This is a genomic window from Pseudonocardia sp. P1 (assembly GCF_000178675.2).
GTDB lineage: Bacteria > Actinomycetota > Actinomycetes > Mycobacteriales > Pseudonocardiaceae > Pseudonocardia.
Window position 1 is genome coordinate 3,142,748 of sequence record NZ_ADUJ02000001.1, and the last position, 19,753, is coordinate 3,162,500.

At 72.5% G+C, this 19,753-nt stretch carries 9 protein-coding genes and 3 rRNA genes (1 of these 12 only partly in view); 5 read left to right on the forward strand and 7 right to left on the reverse strand.

The genetic code is table 11. From position 1 onward, the window contains the following. Window positions 1–242: 242 nt before the first annotated feature. From PP1_RS14205 to PP1_RS14215, 3 genes are all read right to left on the reverse strand, one after another. Window positions 243–5,846 carry a SpoIIE family protein phosphatase gene (locus tag PP1_RS14205; RefSeq protein WP_010241335.1) on the reverse strand — a complete coding sequence of 1,868 codons (5,604 nt, stop codon included), beginning with the start codon at window positions 5,844–5,846 and terminating at the stop codon, window positions 243–245. An 85-nt stretch (window positions 5,847–5,931) separates the two neighbouring features. Further along, window positions 5,932–6,795, reverse strand: coding sequence for an alpha/beta hydrolase (locus PP1_RS14210; protein ID WP_010241336.1), 864 nt, complete (start codon window positions 6,793–6,795; stop codon window positions 5,932–5,934). Next, the gene (locus PP1_RS14215) at window positions 6,792–9,179 is read right to left on the reverse strand and encodes a carboxypeptidase-like regulatory domain-containing protein (RefSeq protein WP_075313933.1); all 2,388 of its coding nucleotides are present in this window, start codon (window positions 9,177–9,179) and stop codon (window positions 6,792–6,794) included. Before PP1_RS14215 ends, PP1_RS14210 begins: the two co-directional genes overlap by 4 nt. Window positions 9,180–9,457: 278 nt before the next feature. Between PP1_RS14215 and malQ the strand changes: the two genes are divergently transcribed. Then, window positions 9,458–11,452 carry a 4-alpha-glucanotransferase gene (malQ, locus tag PP1_RS14220; protein ID WP_010231725.1) on the forward strand — a complete coding sequence of 665 codons (1,995 nt, stop codon included), beginning with the start codon at window positions 9,458–9,460 and terminating at the stop codon, window positions 11,450–11,452. Between the two features lie 19 nt (window positions 11,453–11,471). Beyond that, complete coding sequence (locus tag PP1_RS14225; protein ID WP_249265926.1) at window positions 11,472–12,326, forward strand: 2-keto-4-pentenoate hydratase; 855 nt, start codon at window positions 11,472–11,474, stop codon at window positions 12,324–12,326. Window positions 12,327–12,342: 16 nt separating this feature from the next. Here PP1_RS14225 and PP1_RS14230 read toward each other — a convergent pair whose 3' ends face one another. Continuing rightward, a complete protein-coding gene (locus PP1_RS14230; RefSeq protein WP_010231733.1) occupies window positions 12,343–13,221 on the reverse strand; it encodes a diacylglycerol/lipid kinase family protein in 879 nt (292 codons plus the stop codon). A 51-nt stretch (window positions 13,222–13,272) separates the two neighbouring features. Here PP1_RS14230 and PP1_RS14235 point away from each other — a divergent pair, with 51 nt between their 5' ends. The 3 genes from PP1_RS14235 to PP1_RS14245 all read left to right on the forward strand — a co-directional run bounded on the left by PP1_RS14235 (window position 13,273) and on the right by PP1_RS14245 (window position 15,660). Continuing rightward, the gene (locus PP1_RS14235; protein WP_010231737.1) at window positions 13,273–14,073 is read left to right on the forward strand and encodes an SDR family NAD(P)-dependent oxidoreductase; all 801 of its coding nucleotides are present in this window, start codon (window positions 13,273–13,275) and stop codon (window positions 14,071–14,073) included. Window positions 14,074–14,154: 81 nt separating this feature from the next. Further along, on the forward strand, window positions 14,155–14,529 hold the full coding sequence (locus PP1_RS14240; RefSeq protein WP_010231739.1) for an RNA-binding S4 domain-containing protein: 375 nt from the start codon (window positions 14,155–14,157) through the stop codon (window positions 14,527–14,529). Between the two features lie 27 nt (window positions 14,530–14,556). Then, window positions 14,557–15,660: a quinone-dependent dihydroorotate dehydrogenase gene (locus tag PP1_RS14245; RefSeq protein WP_010231742.1), complete on the forward strand. Its 1,104-nt coding sequence runs from the start codon at window positions 14,557–14,559 to the stop codon at window positions 15,658–15,660. A 415-nt stretch (window positions 15,661–16,075) separates the two neighbouring features. On the opposite strand, the gene rrf is transcribed toward PP1_RS14245, so the two are convergent. The 3 genes from rrf to PP1_RS14260 form a co-directional block, all read right to left on the reverse strand. Next, window positions 16,076–16,192, reverse strand: a 5S ribosomal RNA gene (rrf, locus tag PP1_RS14250). Between the two features lie 131 nt (window positions 16,193–16,323). Continuing rightward, a 23S ribosomal RNA gene (locus tag PP1_RS14255) occupies window positions 16,324–19,424 on the reverse strand. A 320-nt stretch (window positions 19,425–19,744) separates the two neighbouring features. Beyond that, a 16S ribosomal RNA gene (locus PP1_RS14260) occupies window positions 19,745–19,753 on the reverse strand (it continues 1,511 nt past the right edge of the window). Together the 16S, 23S and 5S rRNA genes form the textbook arrangement of a ribosomal RNA operon.

Here is a 19,753-nt window from a genome sequence, read left to right on the forward strand (position 1 = left end):
GGTACTCCAGAGACGTCGGTCGAGCGGGATCGGGTCCTCAGCTCGGGCGACAGCCCTGATCGAAGTGGTCGGCGCGACGGGTACCCCACAGGGGACCGAGGGTCGCTGCCTGACTCATGACGACGATGTCACCACACGGTGACAGCCGGGTTCAACCGCGTGTCCGGCCGCCGGGAACGGCACCCGCCGTGTCCGGACAACATCGCCCTGACCTGCGTGTCCGCCGTCACAACGGTCAGGGCTCAGATGTCGTCCGACATGCCGATCACCGTGTCCAGCCCCGACAGGACCAGCGACCGTCGTGCCTGGCTCCCCGCCGGGGCGACGAGCGTCATCGCGATCCCGTCGGCGCGCATCCGCCGTGCCGCCTCGGAGAGCAGGGCGATCCCGGCGCTGCTGACGAAGGTGCCCGTCGCGAGGTTCAGCGTGACCGGGACCCGGCGGGCGAGGTGCTCCATCAGCGGGGCACGCACGGCGGCGACGCCGTCGAGGTCCAGGTCGCCGACGACGGTGAGCCGGACCCCGTACGCGTCCGGCGCGGCCCGCAACCGCGTCGTGGGCGGCCGGACGCCGTCCCCGTCGCCCTGCGGTGACGGTCCGGCCTGGCCGGTGTGGTCCCGGCCCGGCTCGGGCTCGCCCGCGACGAACTCCACCGGTGGCTCGGAGCCGGGCGTGCCGATCTCGACGGGGTTCGCGGGCAGCCGGAACCGCACGACGGTGCCGTCGTCGCCCGGATCGATCCGCACGTCCTCGCCGAGCTCCCGGATGAGCGCGATGCCGCGCCCGCGGTACCCGGGATCGGCGGGCGGGGGGCGCCACCTCCCGCCGTCGGACACACGGACCGCGATCGCGCCGTCCGTGGTGAGCGCGAGCTCCAGGCCGACACCGGCCCCGGCCTCGTCGCCCGCCTCCCCGTACGCGTGCTCGATCGAGTTCGTGACGGCCTCGCCGACGGTCAGCTGCAGGTCGCTGGCCGCGTCCGGGCCCATCCCGCAGACGGTCGCCCAGCGGCCCACGGCGCGGCGCAGCGGGGCCAGCTGCTTCGGGTCCGCCCGCACGGTGACCCGCAGCGGGGACGGCATCAGCCGGGCGACGACGACGACCGTGTCGTCCGGGACCGACAGGCCCTCGGACATCCGGTTGAGCAGGGTGTCGGCCATGTCGCGCGGTTGCGCACCGGCGAGCTCGCCGAACGCCCCGGAGAGCCGGGCCAGGCCGTCGTCGATGACCTCGTCGCGCCGCTCGAACAGGCCGTCGGAGCAGAGCAGGATGGTCTCGCCCGGCTCCATCCGCGCGGTCGCCTCGGCGAACGGGGGCCGGCCCGAGATGCCCAGCGGCACGCCACGTCCCTCGGAGAGGGTGCGGACCCCGTCCTGCCCGGCGACCAGCGGCGGTGGGTGCCCGGCGCTGGCGTAGCGCAGCTCGCCGGTGCCGGTGTCGATGGTCGCGATCGCGACGGTGCTCGCCGTCGCGCCGCGGACCCGCAGCGCGTACAGGTCGAGCTGCTCCAGCGCGCGGGCCGGCGGCTGGCCGTTGACCAGGTTCGAGGCGACCGCGCTGCGGAGCTGGCCCATCACGGCCGCGGCGGCCGGGCCGCGCCCGACGACGTCGCCCACCACCAGTGCGACGACGTCGCCCTCGAGCTCCAGCACGTCGAACCAGTCGCCGCCGGCCTCGGTCCCCTGGGTGCCCGGCCGGTAGCGGGTCGCCAGCGACAGACGCTCGATGTCGGGGAGGCGCTGCGGCAGCAGGCTGCGCTGCAGCGTCACCGCGACCTCGTGCTCGGCCTGGTGCAGCTGGGCCCGCATGATCGCCTGCGCGCACTGGTTGGCCAGGGTGCGCACGAAGCTCTGCTGCTCGGGGCTGAACGACGGTTCGCTCGGGAACCGCAGCCCGATCACGCCGATCGGCCGGCCCGCGACCATCAGCGGCACCGCGGTGTTCACGGGGTAGCGACGGGTCTCGGAGAGGTCCTGGGCGTTCCAGACCGGCTCCCCGCCGACCACCGCGCGGCTCAGCGGGTGGGTGCGGCCGGGCGTGTGCATCGGTGGCCCGTCCGCGGGCCAGCCGGCCTCGCTGAGCAGCGTCAGCGTGCCGTGCTCGTCGGTGAGGAGCACCGCGACCGCCTCGGCCCCGATCGAGCTGCGCCCGTGCTCGACGACGACGTCGGCCACGGCCTCCAGGTCGGTCGCCTGCGCCAGGCCGGTGGCGACGGCGCCGAGCCGCTCCGCGAGCCGGCGGGCCTCGGTCTCGGCGTCCAGCATGGACGCCCGGTCGAGCGCCTGCGCGGCCAGCTCCGCGACGGCGATCGCGGCCTCGCGGTCCGCGTCGGACAGCCGTCGTTCGGTCAGCATCGACACCGCGAGCACGCCGAGTGCCCGGCCGCCGGCGACCAGCGGCAGGATGCCCAGCGTCTGCGCGTGCTCGGGTGCGACGCCGATCTGCGCCGGGAAGCGCTCCGCCCACTCCTTCGCCGACCCGAACCAGATCGGCCGGCGCTCGGTGAGCACCTCGGCGAACGCCATGGGGGCGTCGACGGCGATCCGGCCGGCCCGCTGCCACAGGTCCTGGTCCCAGCCGTGCCCGGTGAGCGCGTGCAGCCACGGCCCGCGGACCTCCCACACCCCGGCGAAGTCGGCGTCGAGCAGGTCGACGATGTGGTCGGCGGCGATCGCCGCGACCTCGCCCGCGGTGGCGGCCGCGGACATCTTCGCGGTCGCCCGGTGCAGCAGCACGAGCCGCTGCGCCGTGGACCGCTCCTGCTCCAGCAGGCGGGCGTTGTCCACGGCGAGCCCGGCCCGGCGGCCGATCTCGGAGAGCAGGTCGAGATCGTCGGCCGTGTAGGGCTCGGCGGACTCGGCGCGGACGACGGTGAGCACCGCGCTGGTGCGGCCTCGGGCGGGCAGCGGCACGACCGTCACGGACCGGGCCCGCAGCCGTCCCCAGGCCCGGCGCTGTGTCGCCGGGAGGTGGCGGAGCGCCTCGTCGAGCCGGCCCTGGTCGATGATCTCCGGCCGGCCGGTGCCCTCGGCGTCCACGGGGAGCAGCGGGCCGAGCCGCCACAGCGACGGCTCGAGCGCGGTCCGGCCCGCCGCGACCGCGAGGGTGCCGGCCGCCCCGTCCGGGCCGGCGTCGTGCACGAGCGCGATGTCGGCCAGGCGGTCGTCGACGACGGCGCGCACCAGCTGGTCGGTCCGGCCGGTCCGGGTGATCTCCCGTTCCAGTGACTCGGCGACCTCGGAGTAGATCCGGTGCCGCCGCTGCTCACGGTGCTGGACGTCGATGTCGAGGCAGCCGCCGACGTAGCCCGCGGACCGCTCGCCGTCCTGCACGGGGGCACCGCGGTCGAGCACCCAACGGTGGCGGCCGGTCCGGTCCAGCAGGCGGTACTCGACCTCGAACGGGGCGTGCGCGCGGTTCGCGGCCGAGGTCACCGAGCGGTAGCGCTCGCGGTCGTCGGGATGGATCCGGCGCCGCCAGTCCAGCCCGAGCTCGTGCGACGGGTCGTCGACACCGGTGAAGTCCACCCAGCCCCGGTTGACGAACAGCCGGTGCCCGCCGGGGTCGTCGACCCAGATCAGCGCCGGTGTGGAGTCCGCCATGGCGCGGAACTGCAGCTCCGCGGCCCGCCGGACCCGGCCCAGCTGCAGGTGGTTGGTGACCCGGGCGAGCAGCTCACGGGCGGAGAACGGGCGGACCAGGTAGTCGTCGGCACCGGCCGCGAACCCCTCGACCGCGGCCTCCTCGCTCGTCTGCGAGGAGAGCAGCACCACCGGCACCCCGACCGTCCGCGGGTCGGAGCGCAGGGCCCGCAGCAGCTCGATGCCACCGCTCGCCGGGAGTGCCGCGTCGGCCACGACGAGATCGGGCGGATCGGTGCGGGCGGCGTCGAGTGCGGCCGCGCCGTCGGCGACCGCCTGCACCCGCCACTGCTCGGAGAGCAGGTCGCGCAGGTAGCCGCGCATCTCGCGGTCGTCGTCGACGACCAGGACGCGGTCGGACCAGGTGAGGTCGAGCCCGTCGACGACGGAGCCGTCGACAGCGCGGCCACGCGTCCGGTCCGCGTCCGCGGTCGGCCCGACGTCGACCTCGTCGGGCGGGTCGGGGAGCCAGCGCAACGCCTCGGCCACATAGGGCGCGGCGAGCTGCGGCGCGGAGCGTGCCCCGGTACGGGACCGGACCAGCCGGTCCTGCGGCAGGTGGGCGAAGCCGAGCGGGAGCCGCACGGTGAACGTGCTGCCCCCGTCGGGGCCTGCGGCGACGGCGATGCTGCCGCGGTGCAGCCGGACCAGCTGCCGGATCAGCGGCAGCCCGAGCCCGCTGCCCTCGAGGGTCCGCCCGCGACGCGACCCCGCCCGGTGGAAGCGGTCGAAGACGGTGTCGATCTCGTCGTCCGGGATCCCGACACCGGTGTCCGACACCCGCAGGACGACCTGCTCGCCGTCCTGGGTGAGCTCGACCGAGACCCCGCCGTCCATCGTGTACTTGACGGCGTTGCTGAGCAGGTTGAGGACGATCTTCTCCCAGGCGTCGCGGTCCACCCAGACGGGACGGCCGCCGCGGGGCGTGGACGACGTCAGCGACAGTCCCGCCTGCTCCAGGACGGGCGCGAACGCGGCGACGATCTCCGCGGTGGTGGTGCCGAGCTCGGTCGGGGCGAACAGGCCCTCGTGCCGGCCGGACTGCAGTGCCGAGACGTCGAGCAGGCTGTCGACGAGCTTGAGCATCCGCTCGGCGTTGCGCCGGGCGAGCGCCACCTCGGAGCGGACGGCCGCGTCCTCGTGCTCACGCAGCCGCTCCAGCGGGCCGAGCACCAGCGTCAGCGGGTCACGGAACTCGTCCCCGAGCCCGGCGTAGTACTCGACGCGGGCCTGCTCGGCGGTCGTGATGTCGGCGCGCCGGTCACGCTCCCGGTCACGGGCCAGCGCGGTCGCGAGCACCGTGCCGATGTTGCCGATGACCAACCGCAGGAACGAGCGGTGCGCGGCGTCCAGCGGCAGCAGCGGCGGCACCCCGATCACGACGGCGATCCCGGTCGCGCCGTCCGGCGTGTGCAGCACGGCGCGGGCCAGGTCGGTGACCGGCGGCTCGGCGCCGTGCACCGCCGACGGCTCGACCGTCACGAACTCGACGTCGGAACCGACGTCGGCGCTGCGGTCCGCGGGCAGCCAGCCCGGCGGCGGGTCGTCGACGTTCACCGCGGCCAGCCGGCGGGCCTCGGCACCGAGGGTCGCGATGAGCGCGCAGCCGTGGTGCTCCTGGGCGTCGGCGAGCACCTCGGTCAGCCGCTCGACGGCCACGTCCAGCGTCGGGGCGTCACGCGCGGCCTCGCCGAGCGCGGCGAGCACCGTCAGCCGGGCGGCACCGACGACGCTGCCGGTGACCTCGGTGAGCAGCGTGATCAGGCCGAGCACCTGCCCGCCGGCCCCGCGGACCGGGGTCGTCGAGAAGTCCCACCAGGTCGCCTCCGGGCGGCCCCAGCGCCCGAGCACGATCTTGTCCGCGGACCGGGCGATGCCGTCCCGGCCACCGCCGAGCAGCTCCGGGAGCTCGCCGGCGAGGTGCTCGGAGAACTCCGGCCAGCCCTCGCGCAGCGGACGGCCGAACGCGAACGGGTGCCGCAGGCCGGCGTGCCGGACGAAGGCGTCGTTGTAGAGCAGGACCGACTCGGCGCCCCACCAGGCCACCAGCGGCTGCCGGCTCTCCAGCATGAACCGGACCGTGTCCTCGAGCTCGCGGTCCCAGCCGGAGCGGGACCCGAGCGGGGTCGAGGCCCAGTCGGTCGTCTCGAGCAGGTGACGCACGCCGACGGCGCCGTCCGTCACCTGCTCGTCGGTCGTCTCCACCTGTGCGCCATCCCGTCCCGCGTCGTCGGCCCCCACGATCCCATCAGCAGCCGGTGTCCGGCAGGTCGAGCCGGGCGGGCCGCGGTCAGCCGGTGCGGTGCCGGGCCGCGTCGCGGTGCTCGGCAAGCCACCGCCGCAGGTCGGTGAGCGGGCCCTCGCGGCCCGGCTCGTGGTAGATCTCGTGCCAGAGACCGTCGTACCAGCGCACCGTGGTGTCGGCGGAGCCGCTGGCCTCGTCCAGCTTGCGGGTACCGGCCGGGTCGGTGAGCCGGTCGGCGGTCCCGTGCTGGACCAGCAGCGGCAGCCGCAGCTCGGCGGCCCGCGGGAGCAGGTCGTCCATCTGCGCGTAGACGGCAGCGCCCAGCGCGAGCGTCGGCTTGCCGTGGTGGACGAGCGGATCGGCCTCGTAGGCGTCGACGACGGCCGGGTCCGAGCTGATCGCCGAGGTGTCGATCCCGACCGGGCGCACCGTCGGGAGCACCCGCGCGACCAGCGACAGCACCGGGACGAGCGGCGCGGGAACGGTGTCGGACGCCAGCGCCGGCGCGGACAGCGCCAGCCCGTCGAGCCGGTCCTGGTGACGCAGCGCGTAGGCGAGGGCGATCTGCCCGCCGAGGCTGTGCCCGAGCAGGTAGACCGGGACGCCGGGGTGCCGGGCGACGATCTCCCGGCGGAAGGTCTCGAAGTCCTGCAGGAGGTCGTCGTAGCGCCGGACGTGCACGCGGGTCCCGCCGGAGCGGCCGTGGCCGCGGTGGTCGAGCCCGTAGACGGCCCAGCCGTCGGGCCGCAGTGTGTCGACGACGGTGCCGTAGCGACCGGAGTGCTCGCCGATGCCGTGGCTGAGCAGCAGGACACCGGCCACGTCGCCCGGCGGCAGCCAGCCCTGCCAGAACAGCTCGACACCACCGACGCCGGGCAACCGCCCCTGCACGTCCGGTGCGGTCGTCACGACCCGGTCACGTCCTGCGCGACGTCGGCCCCCGCCTCGACCTCGACGTCCACTCCGGACGCGGAGCCCGCGGCCAGGCGGTAGCGGCCGGCGTCGAGGTCGGCGAGCCGGAACGCTCCGTCGCTGCCCGTGCGGGCCTCGGCGACCGGCTCACCGTCCTGGGTGAGGACGACGTCGACGCCGGCCGCGGGTGCGCCGTCCGTGGTGCGGGCCGTGCCGTGGACGACGGCGGCCCGCCGGAGGCGGAGCGTGGCCCCGGCCGCGGTGTCACCGACCGCACAGGCGGCGACGCCGGGGCGGTACCCGTCCACCGCGGCGACGACGACGAACGAGCCGGCCCCGGGGACCGCGATCCGGGCGACCCCGTCGTCACCGGTGACGGCCGTGCCGACCGGACCGCCCGCGCGGTCGCGCACGGCGACGGTGGCGCCGGCCAGTGCGGCGTCGTCGTGACCGAGGACGCGGACCTCCACGTCCTGCGGGGCGGTGCCCGGGACGACGGCGGCCGGCTCCGGCCCCGACCGCTGGACGGTGAGGGCGACCTCCTCGGCCCGCACGGTGGGGGGTTCCGGCGCGGAGGTCCGGGCGGGCGGCTCGCCACCTGCGGCGGTCGTCGGCTCGGCGGTCGTGGGCGCGGCGGGGTTCACGGGGACGGAGGCCTCCGGTTCGGGGTCCTGCGCGGCGTCGGTCCTGACGGTGTCCGGGGCGGGCGGCGGCGCCGGCCGGACCGAGCGCATCAGCCGCGGAGCCGGTCGTGGCGGTGGTTCGGCGTGCTCACCGGACTCCTGGGCGACGGAACCGCCGGGGACGAGCCCGATCGGCGCCGACCGCCCGGACGTGCGGTCCTGGCCGGGACCCCCCTGCTGCTCGGGGACGCGCCCGGTCCAGCCGTACTGGCCGGTGATCCGGTCCCGGGCCTCGCGGAACTCCCGCTCGGTGTCGGGCGAGGCGGTGGACCGGGCGACGGAGCGGTCGGCCGGGACGGTGGTCACCCGCCGGACCAGGTCCGGATCGACCGGGGAACGGGAGTCGGACCGGGTCGCGGCCGCACCGGCGACGACCGCACCGGTCGCCGCCGCGCCGGTGGCCTCGGCGCCGCGGCCGAAGTCGATCTGCTCGGCGGGGGTCGCCGGAGCCGGGTCGTGGGTCGCGGCGATCTCGTCGACCTCGGGCTCGGCGTCGGCGACCTCCGGGCCGGGGGCCTCGGCCGTGTCGGCGCCGGAGGCGCCGTCGACGGACCCGGTGGCGTCCGCATCGGTGACGTCCGTGTCCCCGACACCCGTCACGTCCGCGCCCGCGGCGTCCGCGGCGGTCGTACCGGCGTCGGTCGCGTCCGTGGATCCCGCCTCGGCGGCCGGCGGACCGGTGTCCGGCGTGTCCGCGTCGGTGCCGGTCGGGGAACTGCCGGCATCACCGGTCCCACGGCCGCCCTTCGCGAGGAAGGGGATCGACGCGGCCGCGGCGCCCGCGCCGAGGGCGGTGACCGCGCGGAGCCCGGTGGTGGCGTCGTCCGCACCGGATCCGGCGGTCTCGTTCCCCCCGGGGGGCGTGCTGATGTCCGGCGCGGAGCTGTCCGGCCCGTGATTGGCGGCGCCGGCGTCCGGCGCGGCGGCCGGCCGGGGCCGCGCCGTCGGCGACGGGCGCGGGAACCGGCGGACCGGCGCCGGCTCGACGGGCTCGACGGGCTTCCCGTCCTTGAACCCGCGGGCCCAGGGCGGGCCGACCGGACCGGCGCTGACGTCCGGCGTCACCCGCGGTTCGGCGGGGCGGACCTCGGGGATGCGGTCGGTCCGGTCCTCGCCCTCGGGGACACGCGTGATGTCGGGTGCCGAGGAGTGGGTCGGGCCGATCGGGGTCGTCGCGGCCGGGTCGTCCGGGTCGTCCGGGTCGTCGCCCGCGTCCTCGTCCAGGTCCTCGTGCGCATCACGGTCGAGGTCGTCGTCCCGCGTCCGGAGCGGACGGTCGGCTGCCGCTCCGCCGGGCAGGGCGGGCACGGCGTGCACCGCGGGCACGGCGGCGGTGTCGTCGGACGCGGTTCCGGCCCGGGTGTCGTCGGCGTCCGGACCGGCCGTCTCCGGGTACGTCTGCGCCACATCGGAACCGGTGTCCACCATGTCCGGCGCGTCCGGGTGCGCTGCGGCGTACGGGTTCTCGGTGCGGTGCGGTGCGTCCTCGCCCCCGGAGGGGAGATCGTCCGTCCCGGCGCCGCGGCCGTCGTCCAGCCCGCGGGCACGACGGTCGACGAGATCGGCGACCGTGCGCGGAGGAGAGCCGTCGCCCGATGTCGGGTGCTCGTCCCGGTTCCGCCCCCACCGCAGGAAAGCTGCGATCCCGACGGCCACCAGCACCACCACCAACAGCCCCAGCAGGGCCCACGTCGACATCTGGAGATCCTCACTGCCGGAACGGACGAACCGGGCCCGGCGACGCCGGCCGGGGTGCCCCGGAGAGGTCCGGCGCTCCGCGCGGATCCACGGGCCCGCAGGACCCGTGGCCCGGTCGACGCATCCGGCGACGCACCGTAGCACCGATGACACTCCGACCGTCGTGCGTGAACGCCGTCCGCGTGTCGACCGGGCGGGTGCCGGAGGACCACCCTGCGGCCGGGTGTCACGCCGCACCGGCCGGGCCGCCGCGGGGCGGATCGGCCAGGATCGGGACCATGACCCGCGACCCGGTGACACCCGAGCTCGCCGAGATCGCCGACGCGCACGGCGTCGCGACCTCGTACCTGGACGGCACCCGCACCGAGCAGCGGATCGACGCCTCGGTGGTGCGCACCGTGCTCGACCTGCTGGAGGTCGACGTCTCCGGCCCCGGCGCGGAGCGGGTCGCACTCGCCGGCGCGCGGGAGAAGGCGTCGGCGGGTGCGCTCCCCCCGACGATCGGGCTCCGCTCGGACCGGTCCCGCCCGCTGCCCGGCCGCGGGCGGCTGACCGCCACCGACGGCGACGCCGCCGGCCGCGGTTCCGATGTGGACGGCGAGCTGCCGTCCGGTCTGGATCCCGGCCGCTACCTGCTGGAGACCGACGGCGGCCGGTCGGCCGTCGTCGTCGCCCCGCCCGCGCTCCCCGACCCGCCGCGGACGTGGGGATGGATGCTGCAGCTCTACGCCCTGCACTCGCAGGGATCCTGGGGCATCGGCGACCTCGGCGACCTGACCACGCTGATCCGCGGCGGGCACGGCGCCGGTGCCGTGCTGCTGAACCCGCTCCACGCGATCACCCCGGTGCCGCCGGTGCAGCCCTCGCCGTACACGCCGTCGTCCCGCCGCTACACCACTCCGCTGGCGCTGCGGATCACCGACCTGCCCGCCTACCGCGACGCCGACGCGCCCACCCGCGCCGAGGTCGACGCGCTGCGTCCGGAGACCGCCGGGGACCGCATCCCGCACGACCGGGTCTGGGCGGCGAAACGCTCGGCGCTCGAGGCGTTGTGGCGCGCCGCCGGTCACCCCGACGGTGCCCCGGACGACGACCTGACGTCGTTCGCCACCTACTGCGCGCTCGCCGAGCGGTACGGCGGTCGCTGGTCGCTCTGGCCGGAGGGGCTGCGCCGGCCCGACGGCGCCGGTGTCGCGGCCGCGCAGCGGGAGCTGGCGCCGCGGATCGCGTTCCACGCCTGGGTGCAGCGACAGGCGGAGGCGCAGCTCGCGGGGGTGCGCACGGCGGCCCGGGAGGCGGGGATGCCGGTCGGTGTCATCCACGACCTCGCCGTGGGCTGCGACCCCGAGGGCGCCGACGCGTGGATGCTGCAGGACGTCCTCGCCCTGGACGCCACCGTCGGCGCCCCGCCGGACGCGTTCAACCAGCGCGGGCAGACCTGGGGCCTGCCGCCGTGGCGCCCGGACCGGCTGGCGGACACCGGGTACGCCGCGTTCGGGGACATGACACGGGCGCTGCTCACGCACGCCGACGGGCTGCGGATCGACCACGTCATGGGCCTGTGGCGGCTGTGGTGGGTGCCGTCGGGGGAGAGTGCCGATCGCGGCACCTACGTGCACTACGACGCCGACGCGATGCTCGCCGTCCTCCTGCTGGAGGCCCACCGGGCGGACGCGCTCGTGGTCGGCGAGGACCTCGGGACGGTGATCCCGCGGATCCGCGAGGACATGGCCGAGCGCAACCTGCTGGGTTCGACGGTGCTGTGGTTCTCCCGCGACCCGGACCCGGTGACCGGCGGCGACGACGGCCCGCTCCGCCCGCCGCGGCGCTGGCCGGAACGGTCGGTGGCGACGATCTCCACGCACGACCTGCCCACCGCGCCCGGTTTCCTGCGCGGCGAGCACGTCCGCGCCCGCGCCGAGCTCGGCCTGCTCGACGACCCGGCGTCCGAGGAGGCGAAGGCCGGCGCCGAGCGCGACGAGCTGCTGGCGCTGCTCGCGGCGGAGGGCCTGCTCGACTCGCCGGACGAGACCGACGAGGACACGATCGTCGTCGCGCTGCACGGGCTGCTCGCCTCGGCACCGTCGCGGCTGGTGCTGGCGTCGCTCTACGACGTGCTCGGCGAGACCCGCCAGCCGAACCTGCCGGGCACCGTCGACGAGTACCCGAACTGGCGGATCCCGCTGCCGGTGTCGCTGGAGGAGGCCCTGGGCGACGACCGTGTGCGCCGGGTCGCCGAGGTCCTGGACCGGCGGGCCGGACCCGATCGGTGACCTGGCATTATCCGGGCCGATGACCGCACACGGTGACACCGACCGCACCGCGGCCGACGGCTCGGACGAGGGCGCCGTCGACCCGTCCGCCGTCGACCTGGTGCGCGCGGACGGCACGGCCGGCGCGCTGTGGCAGGCGTGGACGACCGGCGAGCGGCTCGCCGCCCTGCCCGAGCTGCTGCGACCGCGCACCCTCACCGAGGGCTTCGCGGCGCAGCGCCGGCTCTCCGAACGGGCCGGGGCGTCGTACGGCTGGAAGCTCGCGGCGACGGCCACCGCCGGGCAGGCCCACATCGGCGTCGACGCCCCCCTGCCCGGGATGCTGTTCGAGCGGTTCCGGCACGCCCCGGGCGACGTCGTCCCGTCCGGTGACCTGCACATGGCCGTCGCCGAGGCGGAGTTCGCGTTCGTGCTGCGGTCCGCCGTGGACGCCGGCGCCTCGCGCGACGAGCTGCGCGCCGCGGTCGGCGCGGTCCACTGCGCGGTGGAGCTGCCCGAGTCGCGGTTCGACGACTTCGTCGCGGCGGGTGCGCCGTCGCTGCTCGCCGACGCGGCGTGCGCGGGCCGGTTCGTGCTCGGCCCGGAGATCCCCGGCGGTGCCGCGCTGGACCTCGCCGCGACCCCGACCACCCTGCGGGTCGACGACGAGACCGCCACCGGTAGCGGCGCGTCCGTCCTGGGCGACCCGTGGACGGCACTGGCCTGGCTGGCGGACACCCTGCCCGAGCACGGGGTGCGGCTGGAGGCCGGCGCGCTGGTGACGACCGGGACGACGACGGTGCCGGTCGCGGTCCACCCGGGCGCGACGGTGCGGGCGTCGTTCGGCGACGGCGGTGCGCTCGGCATCGTCGAGTTCACCCTCGCAGCCGCCTGAGCCGGAGCCGCCGCGGTCAGCGGATGATGCTCAGTGCCCCCGGCGCGCACCGCACCCGGATCTCGGTGCCTGCGGCGACGTCGTCGATCTCGCCGTCGATCTGCACCGGCATCGGGCCGCACGTGGAGAACCGGAACTCGGTCGTCGCGGGCTGGCGGCCGAGGCCGGACAGGGCGGCCCGCACCGCGGTCAGCAGCTGACGCCACTTCGGACGGTGCTCGAGCAGCACGACCTCGAACCGGCCGTCGTCGGGGCGGCTGTCCTCGCTCAGCTCGGCGACCTTGGCCATCTCGCCGATGTTCGCGAACACCAGGTTGTCGATCCGGCGCCGGTCACCGGTGGAGAACTCGATCTCGAACGGGGTGAAGGCCCAGAACGACCGCACGGTGCTGATCACCTCGCGGATCGTCCCCTTGCCGCCCTTCTCGATCTGCAGCGCGACGACCGGGGTGAGCCCGAACCCGATGTAGGAGTGCGCGTACCGGGGCGGCTGGTCACCGGACCGCATCTCCAGGACGTCCATCCGCTCGGTCTCGTCGGCGACGATCGCCTCGGCGAGCGGGCGGCGCGCGGTGACACGGCGGTGGTCGTTGGCGTTGCCGGCGGCGAGCACCGCGGCGGCCGCGCCGGTGCCGGGCACCTCCAGGATGCCGTTGACGACCTCGTTGTAGCCGCCGTCGCCGCTGGCCGAGACGATCAGCGGCCGGCCGGGACCGGAGGCGACCTCACGGGCGATGTCGCGGGCGTGCCCGGCGTACTCGGTGGGACGCAGCTCGACCGGCAGCCCGGGGCGGGCGGCCGCGAGGTCGTCGCGCAGCTCGCGGGCGAGCACGTCGGCGTCGCCGGTGCTCCCCGGGTTGAAGACGACGAGGACGGAGTCGATGGGCTCGGCCACGTGCGCAGCGTAAACGGGCACACATCGGACGGGTGCGGCACGGTGGCTGTCATGGATCTGGGACTGGGCGGCAGGCGGGCGATCGTGACCGGTGGCAGCCGCGGGATCGGCCTCGCGACGGCGCGTGCGCTCACCGCGGAGGGGGCCCGGGTGGCGTTGCTGGCCCGCGACCCGGACGCGCTGGAGGCCGCCGCCGCGAGCCTCCGCGACGCCGGCGCGCCGGAGGTGCTCACCGTCGCGGCGGACACCACCGACGACGACGCCGTCCGCGCCGCCGTGCGGACGGTCGCGGAGCAGTTCGGTGGGGTCGACGTCCTGGTGAACGCCGCGGCCCGCCCGGCGAGTTCGGGGGCGCCGACGGGCCTCGGTGCCACGACCGACGACGCGGTCCGCGTGGAGCTGGAGACGAAGCTCCTCGGCTACCTGCGCTGCGCGCGTGCCGTGGCGCCGCTGATGACGGCGCAGGGCTGGGGCCGGATCGTGAACGTCAGCGGGCTCAACGCCCGCCGGTCCACCTCGCTGGTCGGCTCGGTGCGCAACGTGGCGGTCGCGTCGATGACGGCGGCGCTCGCCCACGAGCTCGGCCCGCAGGGGGTGAACGTGACGGTCGTGCATCCCGGCGTCACCGAGACCGAGCGGACGGCGCAGGCGCTCGCCGACCGCGCGGCCGCGACCGGCCTCGACGAGACCGCCGCCCGCGCAGAGCTGGACGCGACGACGACGATCGGCCGCATCACGACCGCGGCCGAGGTCGCCGACGTCATCACGTTCCTGTGCTCCCCCCGCTCGGTCGCGATCAACGGTGACGCCGTCGCCGCGGGCGGGGGTACGCCGGGGGTCACGCACTACTGAGCTCCCCGCTGCCCGGTCCCGGGCGTGCCGGGTGGCCTCGTGACGCGGCCGGGAGCCCGGCGGCGATGGCACGATGGCCGGATGGACGCGACCCGCGTGGACCGCTGGCTCTGGTCGGTACGCCTGGCCAAGACGCGTGCCGAGGCCGCGACGGCGTGCCGCGGCGGGCACGTGCGGATCAACGACCGGCCCGCGAAGCCGGCGGCCCCGGTGCGGGTCGGTGACAAGGTCCGCGCACGGGTCCACGACCGCAACCGGATCGTCGAGGTCACCCGCGTCATCGAGAAGCGGGTGGGCGCACCGATCGCACAGGAGTGCTACGTCGACCACACCCCGCCCGAGCCGTCCCGCACCGAGGTGCCGGTGTTCGCCCGCCGGGAGCGCGGCGCCGGCCGCCCGACGAAGCGGGACCGGCGGATGCTCGACCAGCTGGGGCTGTCCCGCCGGGACACCTGACGTCGCCCGCCTGTGAGGATGGGGGGCATGTACGACGTCCTCATGCGCAGGGTCCTGCGGTACCTCCCGTCCGAGCCGGCGCACCGCATGGGGTTCGGTGTCGTACGAGCGCTCGGTGGGACCCCGGCCGTCGGTGAGCGGGTCGCGAGCCGGCTGACGGCGTCGGACCCGGTGCTGCGCACGCGTGTGCTCGGGCTCGACTTCGCGGGCCCGCTCGGCCTGGCCGCCGGTTTCGACAAGGACGCGGAGGGCGTCCTCGCGCTGGGCCGCCTCGGCTTCGGCGCGGTCGAGATCGGGACGGTCACCGGCCGCCCGCAGCCCGGGAACCCGAAGCCGCGACTGTTCCGGCTCGTGGAGGACCAGGCACTGATCAACCGGATGGGCTTCAACAACGCCGGCGCCGCCGCCGTCGCACCCCGGCTCGCAGCGCTCCGTACCCGTTCCGCACCGGGGATGCCGGTCCTGGGGGTCAACATCGGCAAGAGCAAGGTCGTCCCGGCCGACGAGGCCGTCGACGACTACCGCGCGAGCGCCGCCGCACTCGGTGCCCACGCCGACTACGTCGTGGTCAACGTCAGCTCCCCCAACACCCCGGGGTTGCGGGACCTGCAGCAGGTCGGCGTCCTCGAACCGCTGCTGACGGCGGTCCGCGACGAGCTCGACCGGGTCGCACCGGGCCGCCGGATCCCGCTACTGGTCAAGATCACGGTCGACCTCGCGGACGACGACGTCGACGCCGTCGCCGATCTCGCCGTCCGACTGCGGCTCGACGGCGTCGTCGCCACCAACACGACGATCTCGCGCGAGGGGCTGCACACCGCTCCCTCCGAGATCGACGCGGCGGGTGCCGGCGGACTGTCCGGCCGTCCCCTGCGCGACCGTGCCCGCGCCGTGGTGCGACGCCTGCGCTCCCGCCTGGCCGACGACCAGATCGTCATCTCGGTCGGGGGCATCGAGGACGCCGCGGAGGCGTACCTCAGGATCCGTTCGGGCGCCGCGCTGGTCCAGTCCTACACCGGCTTCGTCTACGGCGGCCTGCTGTGGCCCTCGCGGCTGCACCGGGAGCTCGCCGAGCTGCTGCGCGCGGACGGGTTCACCGAGGTCGGGCAGGCGGTGGGGGCCGACCTCTGAGGACACCGACGGCGTCGGCCTCCGGGAGCCACCGGAACACACATCGATCGACGACGGTGTCTCCCCCGCCGGCCGCGTGACCGGATGCAGCACGGATCCCGCCGGCTGCGTTCCGCGGAACGCAGCTGCCGCTCACGGGCTGAAACAGCGAGTCCGACGACGGCCGCTGCCCGGCCGAGGTGGTCCGCCGCTCCGTCGCGTTTCGCGGAACGCGGTCCTGGCAACGTTCCGCGGACCTGGCGGTGTTCCGCGGAACGCACGACGACCCCGGACGACACACCCATCCGGCGTCGACGACACCCCAGGACCCGCGCCCCGGACCCACCGGACCGTCGGACCGCCACCAGAAACCGGGCCCGGAACGCAGAAAATCCCCCGGACCGAAACGGTCCGAGGGATCCCCTGAAATGTTGAATGTCGGCGGCGACCTACTCTCCCACACCCTGTCGAGTGCAGTACCATCGACGCAGGAAGGCTTAGCTACCGGGTTCGGAATGGGACCGGGCGTTCCCCTACCGCCATAACCACCGACAACACTATCCAATTACATCCCCACGCCCCCTCACACCCCACACAATGGGACACGAGAAAACCCAGGAAACAGAGACCACACAACCAACGGGTTGTGGACTCAGGGTCACACAGTGGATGCGAACAACATGTTGTGGCAAGCCCTCGGCCTATTAGTACCGGTCAACTCCACCCCTCACAAGGCTTCCATCTCCGGCCTATCAACCCAGTCATCTACTGGGAGCCTTACCCACTCAAGGTGGTGGGAGACCTCATCTTGGAACAGGCTTCCCGCTTAGATGCCTTCAGCGGTTATCCCTCCCGAACATAGCCAACCAGCCGTGCCCCTGGCGGGACAACTGGCACACCAGAGGTTCGTCCGTCCCGGTCCTCTCGTACTAGGGACAGCCTTCCTCAAGTCTCCAACGCGCGCGGCGGATAGGGACCGAACTGTCTCACGACGTTCTAAACCCAGCTCGCGTACCGCTTTAATGGGCGAACAGCCCAACCCTTGGGACCTACTCCAGCCCCAGGATGCGACGAGCCGACATCGAGGTGCCAAACCATGCCGTCGATATGGACTCTTGGGCAAGATCAGCCTGTTATCCCCGGGGTACCTTTTATCCGTTGAGCGACACCCCTTCCACCAGGAGGTGCCGGATCACTAGTCCCGACTTTCGTCCCTGCTCGACCCGTCAGTCTCACAGTCAAGCTCCCTTGTGCACTTACACTCAACACCTGATTGCCAACCAGGCTGAGGGAACCTTTGGGCGCCTCCGTTACTCTTTAGGAGGCAACCGCCCCAGTTAAACTACCCACCAGGCACTGTCCCTGAACCAGATCATGGCCCGAGGTTCAGACACCCAATTCGACCAGAGTGGTATTTCAACAACGACTCCACCGCCACTAGCGTGACGACTTCACAGTCTCCCACCTATCCTACACAAGCCGAACCGAGCATCAATACCAAGCTATAGTAAAGGTCCCGGGGTCTTTCCGTCCTGCCGCGCGTAACGAGCATCTTTACTCGTAATGCAATTTCGCCGAGTCTGTGGTCGAGACAGCGCCCAAGTCGTTACGCCATTCGTGCAGGTCGGAACTTACCCGACAAGGAATTTCGCTACCTTAGGATGGTTATAGTTACCACCGCCGTTTACTGGCGCTTAAATTCTCCGCTTCGCCCCCAAAGGAGCTAACAGGTCCTCTTAACGTTCCAGCACCGGGCAGGCGTCAGTCCGTATACATCGTCTTGCGACTTCGCACGGACCTGTGTTTTTAGTAAACAGTCGCTTGGGCCTGGTCTCTGCGACCACCCACCCCTAGCCCGCGAAGGGGCTTCAAGGCAGATGGCCCTCCTTCTCCCGAAGTTACGGAGGTATTTTGCCGAATTCCTTAACCACAGTTCGCTCGATCGCCTCGGTATTCTCTACCTGACCACCTGTGTCGGTTTGGGGTACGGGCCGCAACAGCACTCGCTAGAGGCTTTTCTCGACAGCATGGGATCACCCTCTTCGCCTCAATCGGCTACGCATCACCTCTCACCCTTGATGAGCCCCGGATTTACCTAGGACTCGGGCTACAGGCTTACACCACGACAACCACCGCGTGGCGGAGCTACCCTCCTGCGTCACCCCATCACTTGCCTACTACCGGATCGGATCCCACGCTCCCCCACAAACAACACTCCCGAAGGAGCGAAGGTGGGTTCGGATGGTTAGCATCACCGGCCCCGGCATGGACGCACTATCACGAGCACGGGAATATCAACCCGTTGTCCATCGACTACGCCTGACGGCCTCGCCTTAGGTCCCGGCTCACCCTGGGCGGAACAACCTGGCCCAGGAACCCTTGGTCATCCGGCGGCAGAGATTCTCACTCTGCATTCGCTACTCATGCCTGCATTCTCACTCCCACACCCTCCACCCGTAAATCACTCCCGGGCTTCACCAGATGCAGGACGCTCCCCTACCCAACAACACAACAGTGTCATTGCCACGGCTTCGGCGGTGCGCTTGAGCCCCGCTACATTGTCGGCGCAGGACCACTTGACCAGTGAGCTATTACGCACTCTTTCAAGGGTGGCTGCTTCTAAGCCAACCTCCTGGTTGTCCGGGCGATCCCACATCCTTTCCCACTTAGCGCACGCTTAGGGGCCTTAGCCGGTGATCTGGGCTGTTTCCCTCTCGACCACGAAGCTTATCCCCCGCAGTCTCACTGCCGCGCTCTCACTCACCGGCATTCGGAGTTTGGCTGACTTCGGTAAGCTTGTCGGCCCCCTAGGCCATCCAGTGCTCTACCTCCGATGAGAAACACACGACGCTGCACCTAAATGCATTTCGGGGAGAACCAGCTATCACGAAGTTTGATTGGCCTTTCACCCCTACCCACAGCTCATCCCCCAGGTTTTCAACCCTGGTGGGTTCGGGCCTCCACGACGTCTTACCGACGCTTCACCCTGGCCATGGGTAGATCACTCCGCTTCGGGTCTACACCCCGCGACTCCACCGCCCTATTCGGACTCGCTTTCGCTACGGCTACCCCACAACGGGTTAACCTCGCCACGAAGCATAACTCGCAGGCTCATTCTTCAAAAGGCACGCCATCACCCTGCAGCACAAGACTGCTCCAGGCTCTGACGGCTTGTAAGCACACGGTTTCAGGTACTATTTCACTCCCCTCCCGGGGTACTTTTCACCTTTCCCTCACGGTACTAGTCCGCTATCGGTCACCAGGTAGTATTTAGGCTTGACGGGTGGTCCCGCCAGATTCACAGCAAATTCCACGAGCTCGCTGCTACTCGAGAACAATGCCCACGACCAGACTCATGCTTTCGCGTACGGGGCTCTCACCCACTACGGCCGACCATCCCAGAGTCGTTCCGCTAACACAAACACTGGACCGTCCCATCCTCGGCAGAAGATGAACAGCACGTCTCACAACCCCGCATCCGCAACACCTGCCGGCTTGACACGGACACGGTTTAGCCTCTTCCGCTTTCGCTCGCCACTACTCACGGAATCACTGTTGTTTTCTCTTCCTGTGGGTACTGAGATGTTTCACTTCCCCACGTTCCCTCCACGCACCCTATGAATTCAGGTACGGGTAACACCCCATGACGGGTGCTGGGTTTCCCCATTCGGACACCCTCGGATCACAGTTCGGTTGACAACTCCCCGAGGACTATCGCGGCCTCCCACGTCCTTCATCGGCTCCTGATGCCCAGGCATCCACCATGTGCTCTTAACAACTTGACCACAACAAGATGCTCGCATCCACTATGCAACACTCAACCCACAACCACACAAGACCCCAGGCAACCACCACCCCCAACCAGAAGGCGTTAGGACAACCCAGAACCCACGCGGCCAAAGACAACACCCACCAAACCGGTGTCCCCTCAGGACCCAACAGTGTGCCGAACCACAGCCTGACGTTCGTTGCGTTCCACCCAGTCACACCCGACCCACACTCGGGGCCGACAGTGCGATCTCAGTTAAGGAACCAACACATTCCCACATTTCAGAAGAAACGAAAGAAACGAGCCGGTGCCCCACCACATGGTGAGACTCCTTAGAAAGGAGGT

What these genes read in the sequence shown, in the direction of transcription:
- PP1_RS14215 (WP_075313933.1), bottom strand. Translation starts at nt 9,179, where the DNA reads ATGTCGACGTGGGCCCTGCTGGGGCTGTTGGTGGTGGTGCTGGTGGCC.
- PP1_RS14245 (WP_010231742.1), top strand. Translation starts at nt 14,557, where the DNA reads ATGTACGACGTCCTCATGCGCAGGGTCCTGCGGTACCTCCCGTCCGAG.
- malQ (WP_010231725.1), top strand. Translation starts at nt 9,458, where the DNA reads ATGACCCGCGACCCGGTGACACCCGAGCTCGCCGAGATCGCCGACGCG.
- PP1_RS14240 (WP_010231739.1), top strand. Translation starts at nt 14,155, where the DNA reads ATGGACGCGACCCGCGTGGACCGCTGGCTCTGGTCGGTACGCCTGGCC.
- PP1_RS14235 (WP_010231737.1), top strand. Translation starts at nt 13,273, where the DNA reads ATGGATCTGGGACTGGGCGGCAGGCGGGCGATCGTGACCGGTGGCAGC.
- PP1_RS14225 (WP_249265926.1), top strand. Translation starts at nt 11,472, where the DNA reads ATGACCGCACACGGTGACACCGACCGCACCGCGGCCGACGGCTCGGAC.